The organism is Maribacter arcticus (genome assembly GCF_900167935.1).
GTDB classification, from domain to species: Bacteria; Bacteroidota; Bacteroidia; order Flavobacteriales; family Flavobacteriaceae; genus Maribacter; species Maribacter arcticus.
The window spans coordinates 307,782-320,472 of record NZ_FUYL01000002.1 but is presented as its reverse complement, the minus strand read 5'-3'; the positions used below and the strand labels follow the sequence as shown (position 1 = coordinate 320,472).

The following is a 12,691-nucleotide window of genomic DNA, read 5'->3' as shown; positions in this document are numbered from 1 at the left end:
GAAATCAGCATTGAAAATTATGCAATTGAAATAGAATTGTCAATTGCTAACTGATTACTGAAAATTAACTTTATGGTACTTCTATCTCGTTTACGATTTTATTTATAATATCTACAGAGGTGATATTTTCGGCTTCTGCCTCGTAAGTAATTCCAATTCTATGCCTAAGAACATCGTGTACAATAGCACGAACATCTTCTGGTACTACATAACCCCTTCTTTTTATAAAGGCATAACATTTAGCAGCGATACCTAAATTGATACTTCCCCTTGGTGAAGCACCAAAACTAATTAGAGGCTTTAAGCTTTCTAAATTGTATTTTTCAGGATATCTAGTAGCGAAAACAAGATCAAGAATGTATTTTTCAATTTTCTCGTCCATATAAACTTCGCGAACAGCTTTTTGAGCACTTAGTATTTGTTCTATGGATACTACGGCATTTACCGTTTCATAGTTGCCTAATAAATTCTGACGCATAATCAATTGTTCCTCGTTGATTTTCGGATAATCGATAACTGTCTTCAGCATAAAACGGTCGACCTGTGCTTCAGGAAGTGGATATGTTCCTTCTTGTTCAACAGGGTTTTGAGTGGCCATTACTAAAAAGGGCTTGTCTAGAATAAAAGTTTCATCACCAATAGTCACTTGTTTTTCTTGCATCGCCTCTAAAAGAGCAGACTGTACTTTTGCAGGAGCACGGTTTATCTCATCAGCTAAAACAAAATTGGCGAAAATAGGACCTTTCTTTATAGAAAAGTCATTCAACTTCATGTTATAAATCATTGTTCCTACAACATCAGCAGGTAATAAATCTGGAGTGAACTGAATTCTGCTAAAACTTCCTTTAACTGCTTTTGAAAGAGTGTTGATCGCTAGTGTTTTTGCTAAACCCGGAACACCTTCCAATAAAATATGTCCTTGTCCTAAGAGACCAATTAATAATCTTTCGACCATATATTTCTGGCCTACAATTACCTTATTCATTTCAAGCATCAATAAATCGATAAAAGCACTTTCTTGAGCTATTTTCTCATTTACGGCACTAATGTCAATTGAGGTATTTTCTTCCATTTAAAACTATATATTATTGATTGTTAACGCTTCTAATTTTAACAGTCATGCAAATTGAAAATTTATTCAGTCAGTAGCTGTTAATGATAGGTTAAAAAATGCGAAAACCCCTTATTTTTATGAAGCTTTTAAGGGAATTCTTTTTAAATTCATTAACCTATGAACAATACATTGAAATATTCGAGAATTATCGCTGGTACTATGACCTGGGGTAAATGGGGAAAAAAACATTCCACCAAAGAAATGATTGAACTGATGAATCATTGCTTAGAAAATAATATCACGACATTCGATCATGCAGATATTTATGGCGATTATACCACGGAAGAACAATTCGGTAAAGCATTTACGGAAAGCTCTATCAAAAGAAAAAATATTCAAATAATAAGTAAATGTGGCATTCAGTTCGATGCAGAAGAAAGATCAAATAAAGTAAAGCATTACGATTACAATAAAGATTATATCATTTGGTCAGTAGAAAGATCTTTGAAAATGCTACGGACTGAGTATTTAGATATGCTCTTATTGCATAGACCTAGTCCTTTAATGAATCCGTCAGAAATAGCAGCGGCTATAAGTAAATTGAAGAAAGAGGGAAAAATCAAACAATTTGGAGTGTCAAATTTCACGCCTTCACAAATTAAGTTAATAGAAAAGGAAACTAAGGTCGATGCCAATCAAGTAGAATATTCATTATCATCTAATGAGGTAATGAACGATGGTACCTTAGACGATTGTATTATTAATGAACGTTTGGCAATGAGCTGGAGTCCGCTTGGTAATTATTTTAGGGAAGAATCTCAAGCAAACAAGAGGATAAAGAATGTTCTGAGCGATTTAACCAAGAAATATAATGCAACCGAAGACCAATTATTACTAGCTTGGATATTAAAACATCCATCTAAGATTCATCCTGTGGTTGGCACAGCAACGCCGAAAAGATTAAAGTTGGCAATGGATGCCGTTAATATTGAAATGGAATTACAAGATTGGTTTGCGCTTTTAGAGGCAAATGAAGGAAACGAGGTTGCTTAAATTAAAAAGAAAATGAAAAAAACAGCATTTATAACAGGAGCTACAAGCGGTATAGGTAAAGCCACTGCAATTAATTTTGCCTTAAACGGTATAAATTTGGTTTTGTGTGGCAGACGTCAAGAGAGACTAGATGTCCTAAAAGAAGAACTAAGTAAGGAGGTGAATGTTCACACCTTAAATTTTGATATTCGAGATAAAGATTCGGTGCAAAAAGCGATTTCCTCATTACCAAAAGACTTTGCTAAAATTGATATTTTAATAAATAATGCAGGTAACGCGCACGGTTTAGATACCATTCAAGAGGGTAGTATTGATGACTGGGATGCCATGCTAGATATTAATGTGAAAGGTTTGTTATATGTATCGAAAGCTTTAATACCACAAATGGTTGAACGGAAATCGGGCCATATCATAAATATTGGATCTACTGCAGGTAAAGAGGTTTACCCAAAAGGTAATGTGTATTGTGCCAGTAAACATGCCGTAGATGCTATAAACCAAGGAATGCGAATAGACTTAAACCCGTTCGGTATACGCGTGGGTGCCGTAAACCCTGGCCTGGTGGAAACAGAGTTTAGTAATGTTCGATTTAAAGGTGATGAAAACAGGGCAGAAAATGTGTACAAAGGTTTTGAGCCACTAAAACCAGAAGATATAGCAGAAATAATTCACTTTGTAGTTACTAGGCCCTATCATGTAAATATTGCTGATTTAGTAGTTATGCCTACCGCTCAGGCATCTTCAACTATTGTAAACAAATCCTAATCCTTTTGAATTCAGCAAACGATAATAGTCAAACACTTATAAAATGATTAATAAACGCTTATTGGTAAAAAACTTACTCGCACATAACGACGAGAATAGTTTTTACGATAAAAAGCGCTTCATTAATATTGGTGAAAAGGAGGGGAAGGCGAAATTTTTAAAACATGTTTGTGCATTGGCCAATAGTAACCCTTCAAACAATTCATTTATTGTTGTTGGTGTTGAAGATGAGGATAATATAATAGTAGGGGTTGATTTTTTTGATGATAGCAAGATTCAAAATTTAGTCAATGCTTATTTAAATAATCCTCCTCGTATATCTTATGAGAATATTCCATTTCCAAATTTACCAGATGGTAAGGTCGTTGGTCTAGTAACCATAAAGTCTATTGGAAAATTATGTTCATTAAGAAAGAACATTTGGAAATATTATGGTGGTTCAGTTTTCTTTAGAGAAGGCAGCATTAGTTTGCCAAAAGCCTACGATATTGAATTGAAGAGTATTAATGTCGATGCTGTGGCCACTATAGAACAACATGCTAAGAATAATATAGAGCTCACTTTAGATGGTGTTATTGACTTTTTAAACTATCGGCACAAAGATTTAGAAAGTGATTATAAAGTGTTTAAAGAACAATTTGTGGTCTGTTGGGCTGGCAATAGAAAAGTAGTCAATGGTGAAACATATTATTATAGGGTAGATATTGAATTGATCAATGAACAAGTGAAATTGTTTTATTCAAACTTAGACGAAATTAAGATTAGTATTAATGATGATTCTTTCACTATAATAGAGTTTGTAGAACTAGGTTTGGGGGCTAAGCAAAAGTATTATCCTTTAGAAAAAGTGGTTATCAATTTTAGTGAAAACGGCACGTATCAAATTAATAGTGATTTACTATTTAATCCGCCAAAATATAATAGAAAAAAACTAGAAAAAATATACGCAAACAATAATGCTTTGGTAGTAAAAACGGGTAGTAGTACAGCTTTAATACCAGCTGAGGTTAGAAGCTTAAAATATTTGGCAGATTCTTATCTCATTTGTTACTTAAACGGATTTGAGGATGCTAAAGAGGAAATGGAAAGAGCAAGACAAATCTTAAAATCTAAATATCCAGGCATTAATGCTTCGTTGAAAGAGGCGCTTCGAGTTCTTAGAAAGGTGAAGTATAGTTAATTGTTAGTTATCCAAAGCTGTTGAAAAGGTTTCAAAGGCAGTTCATTATGAATAAGTTCAAAGGAATTTCCTGTTAGTAAATCAACCGAATTTTTACCAGTAAAAATTCCGATTGAAAGTAGCCAACCAATATCTATTTTTTCCGTAACCTCATTAAAGTTAGATAATACCCAAATGTTTTCGGTTCCATTGGTTCTTTGAAAAACAAAAATATGTTGATTAGGGCAACCATGTATTTTTACATCGTTTAAATCTTGAAAAATGTCATGCTCTTTTCGTAAGCGAATCATATTTTTTAGACCCTGATAAATAATCGCAGAAGGGCTATCATCTATTTTTTTTAATTCAGAAACAACATTCCAATTGTGCATAGGTCTATTGACCCAGCGATTGTCATTTACATGGTCATCGTTTTGCTCGTAGGTATAGTCATTCAGTGTACCAATTTCATCACCGGCATATATCATAGGTATTCCTCCATAGGTCAAGATGATACCGTGCATCATTAGAATTTTTGCAATGGCATAATCAATAATATTTTTATTCTTCAGTTCCAATGCAGTTTCCAGCCCTAATAATGAGGCTGCACTACCCGTAATTCTACCATCTCCGTTTTTGGGATTGTACATAAACATTAATCCTTTGGCCGGTGACCATTCTAATTTACCAGTATAATAACTTAGTATAAATTGTTTATGGGCAGTAGGGTCTGAACCCATAGCCCGTACAAAATCATCATCATAACCAAGGCCTATATCATCATGGCAACGTATATAATTAATCCAAGTAGCATCGTCAGGCTTATTAGGGATTTCATTCAAGCTCATTAGCATTAAAGAGGCTTTTTTGGTTGCAATTGAATTCCATAACAAAGCCATTAAAGAGGCATTGTAGGCAACTTCACATTCATTACCCTCTATCATATCTTCTCCAAAATATTTAATAATATTTCTAGGAGCTACAATTGCCTCAGCCAATAAAATAACCCCTGGCGCAATAACTTGTAGGCACATTCTGAAGAGAGAAATAAGAGTATGGGCTTCCGGTAGGTTTTGTGAAAGCGTCCCTAATTTTTTCCATAAAAATGCTAGGGCGTCAAAACGGATAACATCTACCCCTAAATTAGCCAAGGCCATTAAATTGCTTAACATTTCAATAAACACTTCAGGATTTCTATAGTTTAAATCCCACTGGTAATTATTGAAACAGGTCATTACCCATTTTTCCATTTCCTCATTATAGGTAAAATTACCTGGTGCCGTCTGAGGGAATATTTCTGGTAATGTTTTCTCGAACTCATCTGGTATAAGGCGGTCAGAATAAGTGTAATAATAATTTTGATGATGCAGGCTTCCACTTTTTGCTTTCTGGGCCCATTCAAATTCATCGGAAGTATGGTTAACGACAAAATCTAGCATTAAAAATATTTTTTTCTCCCTAGCTTTTTTGGTCAAAGTAAGAAAGTCATCCTTAGTGCCATATTGACTATCAATTTCATGATAGCTATTTACCGCATAGCCACCATCATTTTCCCCTAAAGGTCTTGTGGTAATTGGCATTAAGTGCAGAAAATTGATTCCAAGATTTTCAAAGTATGGCAATTTTTCTTTTAGACCATTAATGTCTTTATTAAACCGGTCTACATATAGCTGCATACCCACCATTTTCTCACTTTGATACCAGTTTCCAGAATTTAAACGCTCTATGTCCTGCTTTTTTAATTCTGTAGGGCGTTCTTTAAAAAGATAGTCTAATTGGTCTAAAAGCTTAAAAAAATATGCTTTATGTTCAGTGTCTTTGTATAAAGAAAAAAACTGCGTCTTAATAAGTGAAAGATTGGTAGACAATCTTTGGTCGTATAAAGATTTTAACGGTAACGCGCCTTTTTTCTTTTGACTTTTTGAGGCCAATAAGCGGTGTAGTTCAGCTTGGTTCATTTTAAGAATCTAATTGTTGTAATGTAGGTAACGATTCAATGGCGCCAAAATTAGTTGTGGTTATAGCACCAGCTTTGTTCGCCCTAGCTACCATATTGGTAAGAATGCTTTCATCTGCCAATAATGCATCAATACTAGAATGTTTGGCAATTTGTTGCAATAGACACCCTATAAATGCATCGCCTGCGCCAGTAGTGTCTATAGGAGTGACTTTAATACTTGGTATTGTTTTTTGAAATTTTTTAGTACTTAACCATGTTCCTTCACTACCAAGAGTAATAACGATTATTTCAGTACCTATTTCATGAAGTACTTCACATGCTTCTTTTACATCTTTTTTGCCTGACAGAAGCTGAGCTTCTTCTAAACTAAATTTACACAAATGTGATTTTTCAATGAAAGATTCACATTTACGTTTAAAACTATCAACTTTATTTTTCCACAGGTCTACTCTATAATTTGGGTCAAAACTGATAAAAGCATGTTTGGTCAGTCCATCAAATAAATATCTACTATAGGCTTCCTCTAAAGGGCCCCCTAAAAGAGCGGTAGCAGCACCAAAATGCAGGATATTATTTTCAAAATAAGATTTATAAGAAGAATCATAGGTAAGTTCTCTATCTGCCCCACGGCTAAATACAAAATCGCGTTCACCGTCTTCATCTAAAGAAACAAAGGCTAATGTGGTAAATGTATCAGATTTTTGTGCTAACGAAATATCTACTTTTTCAGTTTCTAAAATCCGTAATAAAAAAGTACCGAAAGGATCGTTGCCTACACAGCCAATAAAGACACTGTCACCGCCTAACTTACTAATGGCACACGATACGTTTGCTGGCGCACCGCCTGCTTTTTTTGAAAATTCCTTTGCTTTTGTTAAATCTTTGCCTTGGTTTTCAGCAACAAAATCAATTAACAATTCGCCAATGCAAAATATTTTTTTCATAAATCTAAATGAAAATTAGAAATTCTAAGTTAATTAGAATTTGTTGCTACTTCCTAAATAATCTTAAGGAATTATTAAATTTTGGTAGTTGAGAGGCTATTTTTTAGAATTAAAACGCTTCTTTTTTTGGGTCTGAGCATGAATTCCATATCTTGAATTGCATATTTAAAAAAACATTCTGACTATGAGCATATTTGACGAAATTAAAAAGAAACTAAGTCATGAGTTTATTGATATAATCGAATGGCTCGATACCAATAACGAAACCATCGTACATCGTTTTGAGCGCTACCAAAACGAGATTAAAAATAACGCACAGTTAATAGTTCGTGAAGGGCAAACTGCAGTTTTTATTAATGAAGGGCAATTGGCAGATGTTTTTAAACCTGGCACCTATACCTTAAACACTAAAAACCTTCCTATTCTAACTACCTTAAAAGGGTGGAAATACGGATTCGACAGTCCGTTTAAGGCTGAGGTTTATTTTGTAAATACCCGCTTGTTTACCGATGAGAAATGGGGGACAAAAAACCCATTTATGTTAAGCGACGATAGGTTTGGGTTGGTTGAAATACGAGCTTTTGGAACCTATAGCTTTAGAATTAGTGATCCAGGTAAATTTATTATAGATGTAGTAGGTACTGACGGTAATTTTACTAATTATGAAATTAACGAACACTTAAAAAGTTTAATTGTTACTCGCTTTACCGATACGGTAGGCGAAGCCAATTTGCCAATTGAGTTGTATGCGGCAAACACTAGTGAGCTTTCAGAAACATGCCAAGTGGTTATGCAACCTGAGTTTAATAGAGTTGGTATTGAATTAGAAAAATTCTACATCGAAAATGTATCGATGCCAGAAGAATTGAAGAAGGAAATTTTTGAATATAGTCGATTAGATAAGTTAGACATGGCAAAGCTAGCACAATTTAAAGCTGCTAAAGCAATGGAGTTAGCTGCTAAAAATGAAGGTGGCACAGCTGGTGCAGGTATGGGTATGGGTATGGGCTTTGTATTGGCACAACAAATGGGAGGTATGATGGGTCAGCCTGGTACACAGCCATTCGGTGCTAAAGCAACACAGTCACAGGCTCCACCACCAATGCCTATTCAAGTAAGCTATTTTTATGCGGTTAATGGTCAACAAACGGGGCCAGTTTCATTTGAGAAATTGAAAGAATTGTTCGCTAGTAGAACAATTAATAGAGACTCATTAATTTGGAAACAAGGTATGGCCAGTTGGACGGAATTAAAGGAAATAGAAGAATTAAAATCCTTCTTAGGAGGAAATACTCCGCCACCATTACCAACGGCATAACCTTAAGCTAAAAGCAGATAAACATGCCCTTTTATTGTAAGGGATACGCGTTATGGACGATATTCAAAAATCGGAATATAAAAAAGCATGTGCCAATTGTGGTGCCGAGTTAAGATTTAAACCGGGCTCACATCAACTTACATGTGAGTATTGCGGATATGAAGAATTCATTGAACAATCTAAAAGTAGTTTTGAGGAACTAGAGCTAGAACATTACTTAAAAATTGTTGGTGAGAATGCCTATACGGAAACTATTGAGCTGTTACATTGTAAAAATTGTGGTGCCAATCAACATGTAGAAGAAAATTACAAATCGCTTAATTGTGTCTATTGTAGCGAACCATTAATTCGAGAAGATATTGAAAAAGAAGGATGGATTTTGCCTGGAGCATTAGTGCCTTTTCAACTCGACTCAAGAAAAGCTCAGTCCATTTTCAAAGATTGGGTTAACAAAATATGGTTTGCACCTGACAATCTTAAAAAAGCTGCCCTTGACGCAGAGGGGCTGCATGGACTTTATTTGCCTTACTGGACCTTTGACTCTAACCTTAGAGCGTCTTATCAAGGGCAACGCGGCGATTATTATTACGAAACACAAACTTATAATAGCGATAAGGGTAAACGCACAAGACAAGTTAGAAAAACAAAATGGACCTATACTTCTGGTAATATTGAAGGTTTTGTAGATGATATTCTTATAAATGCTTCAGAAAGGAAACGAAAAGAAATTCCGACTAAAGTAGCATTCTGGAATCTTAAAGATTTGGTTGTTTTTAATTCAAAATACCTTTCTGGTTTTGTAACCGAAAAATATTCCGTTTCATTAAAAGAAGGGCATCATAAATCTTTTCAAGAGGCTAAAAATATTGCCTATAATTGGATTCGGAGAGATATTGGCGGCGATACCCAAAGAATAGCGAATGCTGATATTAAATTATCAGATGAAAAATTCAAACATATCTTGCTTCCAATCTATCTTAGTTCATATAGATATGATGGTAAAGAATTCAACTTCTATATTAATGGTCAAACAGGTGTTTTAAGTGGAAATAGACCATATTCTTTTTGGAAAATCTTCTTTTTAGTGCTTTTTATTCTTGTGGTCATAGCAGTATTTGCGATTTTTGCTAAATGAGTTTAAAAAGAACGCTGGTCGTAGGTGATATACATTCTGGATTAAAAGCTTTAAAGCAAGTAATTCAAAAAGCGACGATTACTGATAAAGACACTTTAGTTTTTTTAGGAGATTATATTGATGGATGGAGTGAGGCTGTTGAAACTATAAACTATCTACTACAACTTAAGGAAAAATATAATTGTGTATTTCTAAGAGGAAACCACGATGAACTCTGTTATGAATGGTTAACGGGTGCAGCTGACAACCCAACTTGGTTTATGCATGGTGGTGAAGCAACAGTGAATTCTTATGCTAACATCACTGAAGAAGCCAAAAATATGCATCTCAAGTTTTATGAAAACTTAGAGAATTATCATCTAGATTCAGAAAATAGACTGTTTTTACACGCTGGTTTTACTAATTTAAAAGGAATAGAATTCGAATATTTTAAAAAGACCTTTTATTGGGATCGTACTCTTTGGGAGTTGGCTCTTTCATTAAATAAAGAATTAGACAAAGAGCATATACATTACCCTAGAAGGCTTAAAAATTATTCAGAGATTTATATTGGGCATACGCCAGTAACCCGAATAGGAAAGACTACTCCGCAAAATGCGGCAAATGTTTGGAATATTGATACTGGGGCAGCCTTTAAAGGTCCATTAACGGTATTTGATATAAACACTAAAAAATATTGGCAAAGCGAGCCAGTTTATACGTTTTATCCCAATGAAAAGGGCAGAAATTAAGAAAACCATTAACTTTACATAAAAAGGAGTTGTTTTATTAACGAACTTTGATAAAAATCATATTATGCCGATTAAGAATATAAGATTAGAAGTAATGCAGGCATTAGAGCCACAGGTGGAGGGATTTATGGAATCTTTCCTTATAAAGCCTGAAGATATCTGGCAGCCAACAGACTTTTTGCCTAATTCTGAAAAAGATACTTTTTTGCAGGAAGTAAAAGAACTACGAGAAGAATCTAAAGATTTAGGATATGATTTCTGGGTTACCATGGTCGCAGATACAATTACTGAGGAGGCCTTACCAACCTATGAATCTTGGTTGATGGATGTTGTTGGTATTGACCAACATGGGGATCATAAAACTAATGGTTGGGCTAAATGGGTACGTGCTTGGACTGCAGAAGAGAATAGACATGGAGATGTGTTGAACAAATATCTGTATTTATCCGGAAGGGTAAATATGAGAGAAGTAGAATTAACTACACAACATTTAATTTCTGATGGGTTTGATATCGGTACGGATCGTGACCCATATAAGAACTTTATTTATACATCATTTCAAGAATTAGCTACAAACATTTCGCATAAGCGTGTAGGTCAAATGGCTAAGAAAAAAGGAAATGTCCTTTTAGGTAAAATGTGTACTATAATTGCAGGTGATGAAATGAGACATCATTTGGCGTATAGAGAATTTGTGAAGACCATTTTTAGCGAAGATCCATCAGGTATGATGATTGCTTTTGCAGAAATGATGAAGAAAAAAATTGTAATGCCTGCTCACTTTTTGCGAGAATCTGGTGGTACGATAGGTTCAGCATTTGAAAACTTCTCTAATTGTGCACAACGTTTAGGGGTGTATACAGCACAAGATTATGTTGAAATTTTGAGTAAACTAAATGTTTTTTGGGAATTAGAAGGGATGCGTTCATTGAATGAAGAGGCTGAGAAAGCCCGTGACTATTTAATTAAGCTACCGGCAAGACTCGAAAGAATTGCAGAACGCATGAAATTTCCACAAGATCAATACCATTTTAAATGGGTTGAAGCAAACGGAGCATTATAAAACAAAAAATCCCGATCAGTTATGGTCGGGATTTCTTTGATTGAATTCTAAATTATAATTTACCGTGTTTGTGTTCTTCTTGCCACTTGGCTAATTCTTCCCATTTGCCTTCATAACACATTTTAGATTGCATTGGCCAAGAAGCTGGATCGTGAATTTTATATCTAGTTCCGCCAGTATCCAATATTTTTTGGCATTCGGCTAGACTTGTTTCAGAAAGCGCTTTCCATGTTTTTATGCCATGATCTTTAAACATGCCTTCAATTTTTGGTCCGATACCTTCCACTAATTTCAAATCATCTTGTTTAATGTTCTTGCCAAATACAGCTTTTGCAGCAGATGCATCGAATGCTATAGTCTTACTTGTCGCAGCACCAGCAGCAAAAGAGGCGGCAGAAGCGCCAAGATTTTTGCTTGGAGTACTTGGGGCAGGTTTTACAATTTTGCTAGCGGCAATAACTTTTTGGTTACAAGCATCTAAATCAGCTTTTAACTTACTGTTGTTTGTTTTAAGATTTGATATTTCGGTAGAATTATCTTCCACTTTCGTAGATCCTTTGCCAATAAGATAGCCTAATATACCGCAGATGATTCCAACTAAAGCCGGAATTAACCAGCACCAAATATTCATATTTTCAAAATTCATGATTTACTTATTTTTAAGATTAGTGTATGTTTTAATTTAATGTGATTACGGTTCGGCTATTTTTATCTTTTCCTTCTTCTGTTGTATCGTTTGCAATTGGTTCTGTTTGACCTTTAGATGTTGCCACTATTTTATCTGAAGCTATTCCGTTATTTTTTAAATAGTCTTTCGGAAAGTGGTATGCAGTCGCTTCGGGTTCCTTGACGATTACTTGTTCTGTAGTTGGCTCTGTTGGAGCTGTTGCACCGCATTCGCTACAACAGGTTATGTAAAAAAATGTGCCAGCTACAATGGTAATCAACATCAATAATAAATTGGTTGTTGTTTTTGTCATTGTAAATAATATTCAGTGTTTAACATACAATGTATTAAAAAAATCTTAAAAATGTTAAAACATTGCGACCTAATTACCTTAGAGTCAATGATTATGTGAATTTCCAAATATACTTAAATGTTTGCCAACTATACGATCATATAGTTTGACGGTGAAAATTGTAGGGTACTGAACAACTTTTATTTGCAATTTTGCGTAAATAATTAAAGGTATATTTCTCCCCACAACGCTTGGGCATTGAGTATACATTTTAAAGTTTTGAGTTAGTTGGTTAAAAAATCCTGTCTTCGTAAAAGTCGACAGGATTTTTTTATGCCTAAAATTGGTATACTAGTATTCCAATTACACAATATTTACGTGAAACTGTACAAATGTTGAAAGAATAAATAAGATATTTTGGTAGTTTAATACGGAGGATAATTCACTATACCCATGAAGAAAAAAACAAAAGGTATAATAAATTTCCTTTGCATGTTCGTAGTATTGGGCATTCAAGCCCTATTACACGGCAGCTGGTCTCACGAATCAT

The 12,691-nt window shown here is 34.5% G+C and carries 12 protein-coding genes; 7 read left to right on the top strand and 5 right to left on the bottom strand.

What is annotated here, in order from left to right; genetic code table 11:
* Positions 1–70: 70 nt before the first annotated feature.
* Positions 71–1,072 (bottom strand): AAA family ATPase, encoded by a 1,002-nt coding sequence (locus tag B5X55_RS04250; RefSeq protein WP_079511363.1) that lies wholly within the window; start codon positions 1,070–1,072, stop codon positions 71–73.
* A 159-nt stretch (positions 1,073–1,231) separates the two neighbouring features.
* Here B5X55_RS04250 and B5X55_RS04245 point away from each other — a divergent pair, with 159 nt between their 5' ends.
* Genes B5X55_RS04245 through B5X55_RS04235 form a run of 3 tightly spaced genes read left to right on the top strand, consistent with a single transcriptional unit; the run spans position 1,232 to position 4,052 of the window.
* Positions 1,232–2,107: an aldo/keto reductase gene (locus B5X55_RS04245; protein ID WP_079511362.1), complete on the top strand. Its 876-nt coding sequence runs from the start codon at positions 1,232–1,234 to the stop codon at positions 2,105–2,107.
* Between the two features lie 12 nt (positions 2,108–2,119).
* Positions 2,120–2,872, top strand: coding sequence for an SDR family NAD(P)-dependent oxidoreductase (locus tag B5X55_RS04240; protein ID WP_079511361.1), 753 nt, complete (start codon positions 2,120–2,122; stop codon positions 2,870–2,872).
* Positions 2,873–2,915: 43 nt separating this feature from the next.
* The gene (locus B5X55_RS04235; protein WP_079511360.1) at positions 2,916–4,052 is read left to right on the top strand and encodes an ATP-binding protein; all 1,137 of its coding nucleotides are present in this window, start codon (positions 2,916–2,918) and stop codon (positions 4,050–4,052) included.
* Here the strand turns inward: B5X55_RS04235 and B5X55_RS04230 are convergent.
* The gene (locus tag B5X55_RS04230; RefSeq protein WP_079511359.1) at positions 4,049–5,989 is read right to left on the bottom strand and encodes an alpha-amylase family protein; all 1,941 of its coding nucleotides are present in this window, start codon (positions 5,987–5,989) and stop codon (positions 4,049–4,051) included. The genes B5X55_RS04235 and B5X55_RS04230 overlap by 4 nt on opposite strands.
* Before the next feature lies 1 nt (position 5,990).
* Positions 5,991–6,935 carry a carbohydrate kinase family protein gene (locus tag B5X55_RS04225; RefSeq protein WP_079511358.1) on the bottom strand — a complete coding sequence of 315 codons (945 nt, stop codon included), beginning with the start codon at positions 6,933–6,935 and terminating at the stop codon, positions 5,991–5,993.
* Between the two features lie 184 nt (positions 6,936–7,119).
* On the opposite strand from B5X55_RS04225, the gene B5X55_RS04220 reads away from it, so the two are divergent.
* The 4 genes from B5X55_RS04220 to B5X55_RS04205 all read left to right on the top strand — a co-directional run bounded on the left by B5X55_RS04220 (position 7,120) and on the right by B5X55_RS04205 (position 11,182).
* Positions 7,120–8,253 (top strand): SPFH domain-containing protein, encoded by a 1,134-nt coding sequence (locus tag B5X55_RS04220; protein ID WP_079511357.1) that lies wholly within the window; start codon positions 7,120–7,122, stop codon positions 8,251–8,253.
* Between the two features lie 52 nt (positions 8,254–8,305).
* On the top strand, positions 8,306–9,388 hold the full coding sequence (locus tag B5X55_RS04215; protein ID WP_079511356.1) for a TFIIB-type zinc ribbon-containing protein: 1,083 nt from the start codon (positions 8,306–8,308) through the stop codon (positions 9,386–9,388).
* Positions 9,385–10,119, top strand: coding sequence for a metallophosphoesterase family protein (locus B5X55_RS04210; RefSeq protein WP_079511355.1), 735 nt, complete (start codon positions 9,385–9,387; stop codon positions 10,117–10,119). Before B5X55_RS04215 ends, B5X55_RS04210 begins: the two co-directional genes overlap by 4 nt.
* A 64-nt stretch (positions 10,120–10,183) precedes the next feature.
* Entirely contained in the window at positions 10,184–11,182 is a 999-nt protein-coding gene (locus B5X55_RS04205; RefSeq protein WP_079511354.1) for an acyl-ACP desaturase, read from the top strand.
* Between the two features lie 52 nt (positions 11,183–11,234).
* Here the strand turns inward: B5X55_RS04205 and B5X55_RS04200 are convergent, their stop codons facing one another.
* Together B5X55_RS04200 and B5X55_RS04195 are read right to left on the bottom strand one after the other, a co-directional pair.
* Positions 11,235–11,828, bottom strand: coding sequence for a hypothetical protein (locus B5X55_RS04200; protein ID WP_079511353.1), 594 nt, complete (start codon positions 11,826–11,828; stop codon positions 11,235–11,237).
* A 31-nt stretch (positions 11,829–11,859) separates the two neighbouring features.
* Positions 11,860–12,162: an OmpA family protein gene (locus B5X55_RS04195; RefSeq protein ID WP_079511352.1), complete on the bottom strand. Its 303-nt coding sequence runs from the start codon at positions 12,160–12,162 to the stop codon at positions 11,860–11,862.
* Between the last annotated feature and the right edge of the window lie 529 nt (positions 12,163–12,691).

Bases quoted from the DNA above. Each gene is read 5' to 3' on its own strand.
- B5X55_RS04215 (WP_079511356.1), top strand. From the start codon at position 8,306: ATGGACGATATTCAAAAATCGGAATATAAAAAAGCATGTGCCAATTGT.
- B5X55_RS04235 (WP_079511360.1), top strand. From the start codon at position 2,916: ATGATTAATAAACGCTTATTGGTAAAAAACTTACTCGCACATAACGAC.
- B5X55_RS04225 (WP_079511358.1), bottom strand. From the start codon at position 6,935: ATGAAAAAAATATTTTGCATTGGCGAATTGTTAATTGATTTTGTTGCT.
- B5X55_RS04205 (WP_079511354.1), top strand. From the start codon at position 10,184: ATGCCGATTAAGAATATAAGATTAGAAGTAATGCAGGCATTAGAGCCA.
- B5X55_RS04240 (WP_079511361.1), top strand. From the start codon at position 2,120: ATGAAAAAAACAGCATTTATAACAGGAGCTACAAGCGGTATAGGTAAA.
- B5X55_RS04200 (WP_079511353.1), bottom strand. From the start codon at position 11,828: ATGAATTTTGAAAATATGAATATTTGGTGCTGGTTAATTCCGGCTTTA.
- B5X55_RS04245 (WP_079511362.1), top strand. From the start codon at position 1,232: ATGAACAATACATTGAAATATTCGAGAATTATCGCTGGTACTATGACC.
- B5X55_RS04220 (WP_079511357.1), top strand. From the start codon at position 7,120: ATGAGCATATTTGACGAAATTAAAAAGAAACTAAGTCATGAGTTTATT.
- B5X55_RS04230 (WP_079511359.1), bottom strand. From the start codon at position 5,989: ATGAACCAAGCTGAACTACACCGCTTATTGGCCTCAAAAAGTCAAAAG.
- B5X55_RS04195 (WP_079511352.1), bottom strand. From the start codon at position 12,162: ATGACAAAAACAACAACCAATTTATTATTGATGTTGATTACCATTGTA.
- B5X55_RS04250 (WP_079511363.1), bottom strand. From the start codon at position 1,072: ATGGAAGAAAATACCTCAATTGACATTAGTGCCGTAAATGAGAAAATA.
- B5X55_RS04210 (WP_079511355.1), top strand. From the start codon at position 9,385: ATGAGTTTAAAAAGAACGCTGGTCGTAGGTGATATACATTCTGGATTA.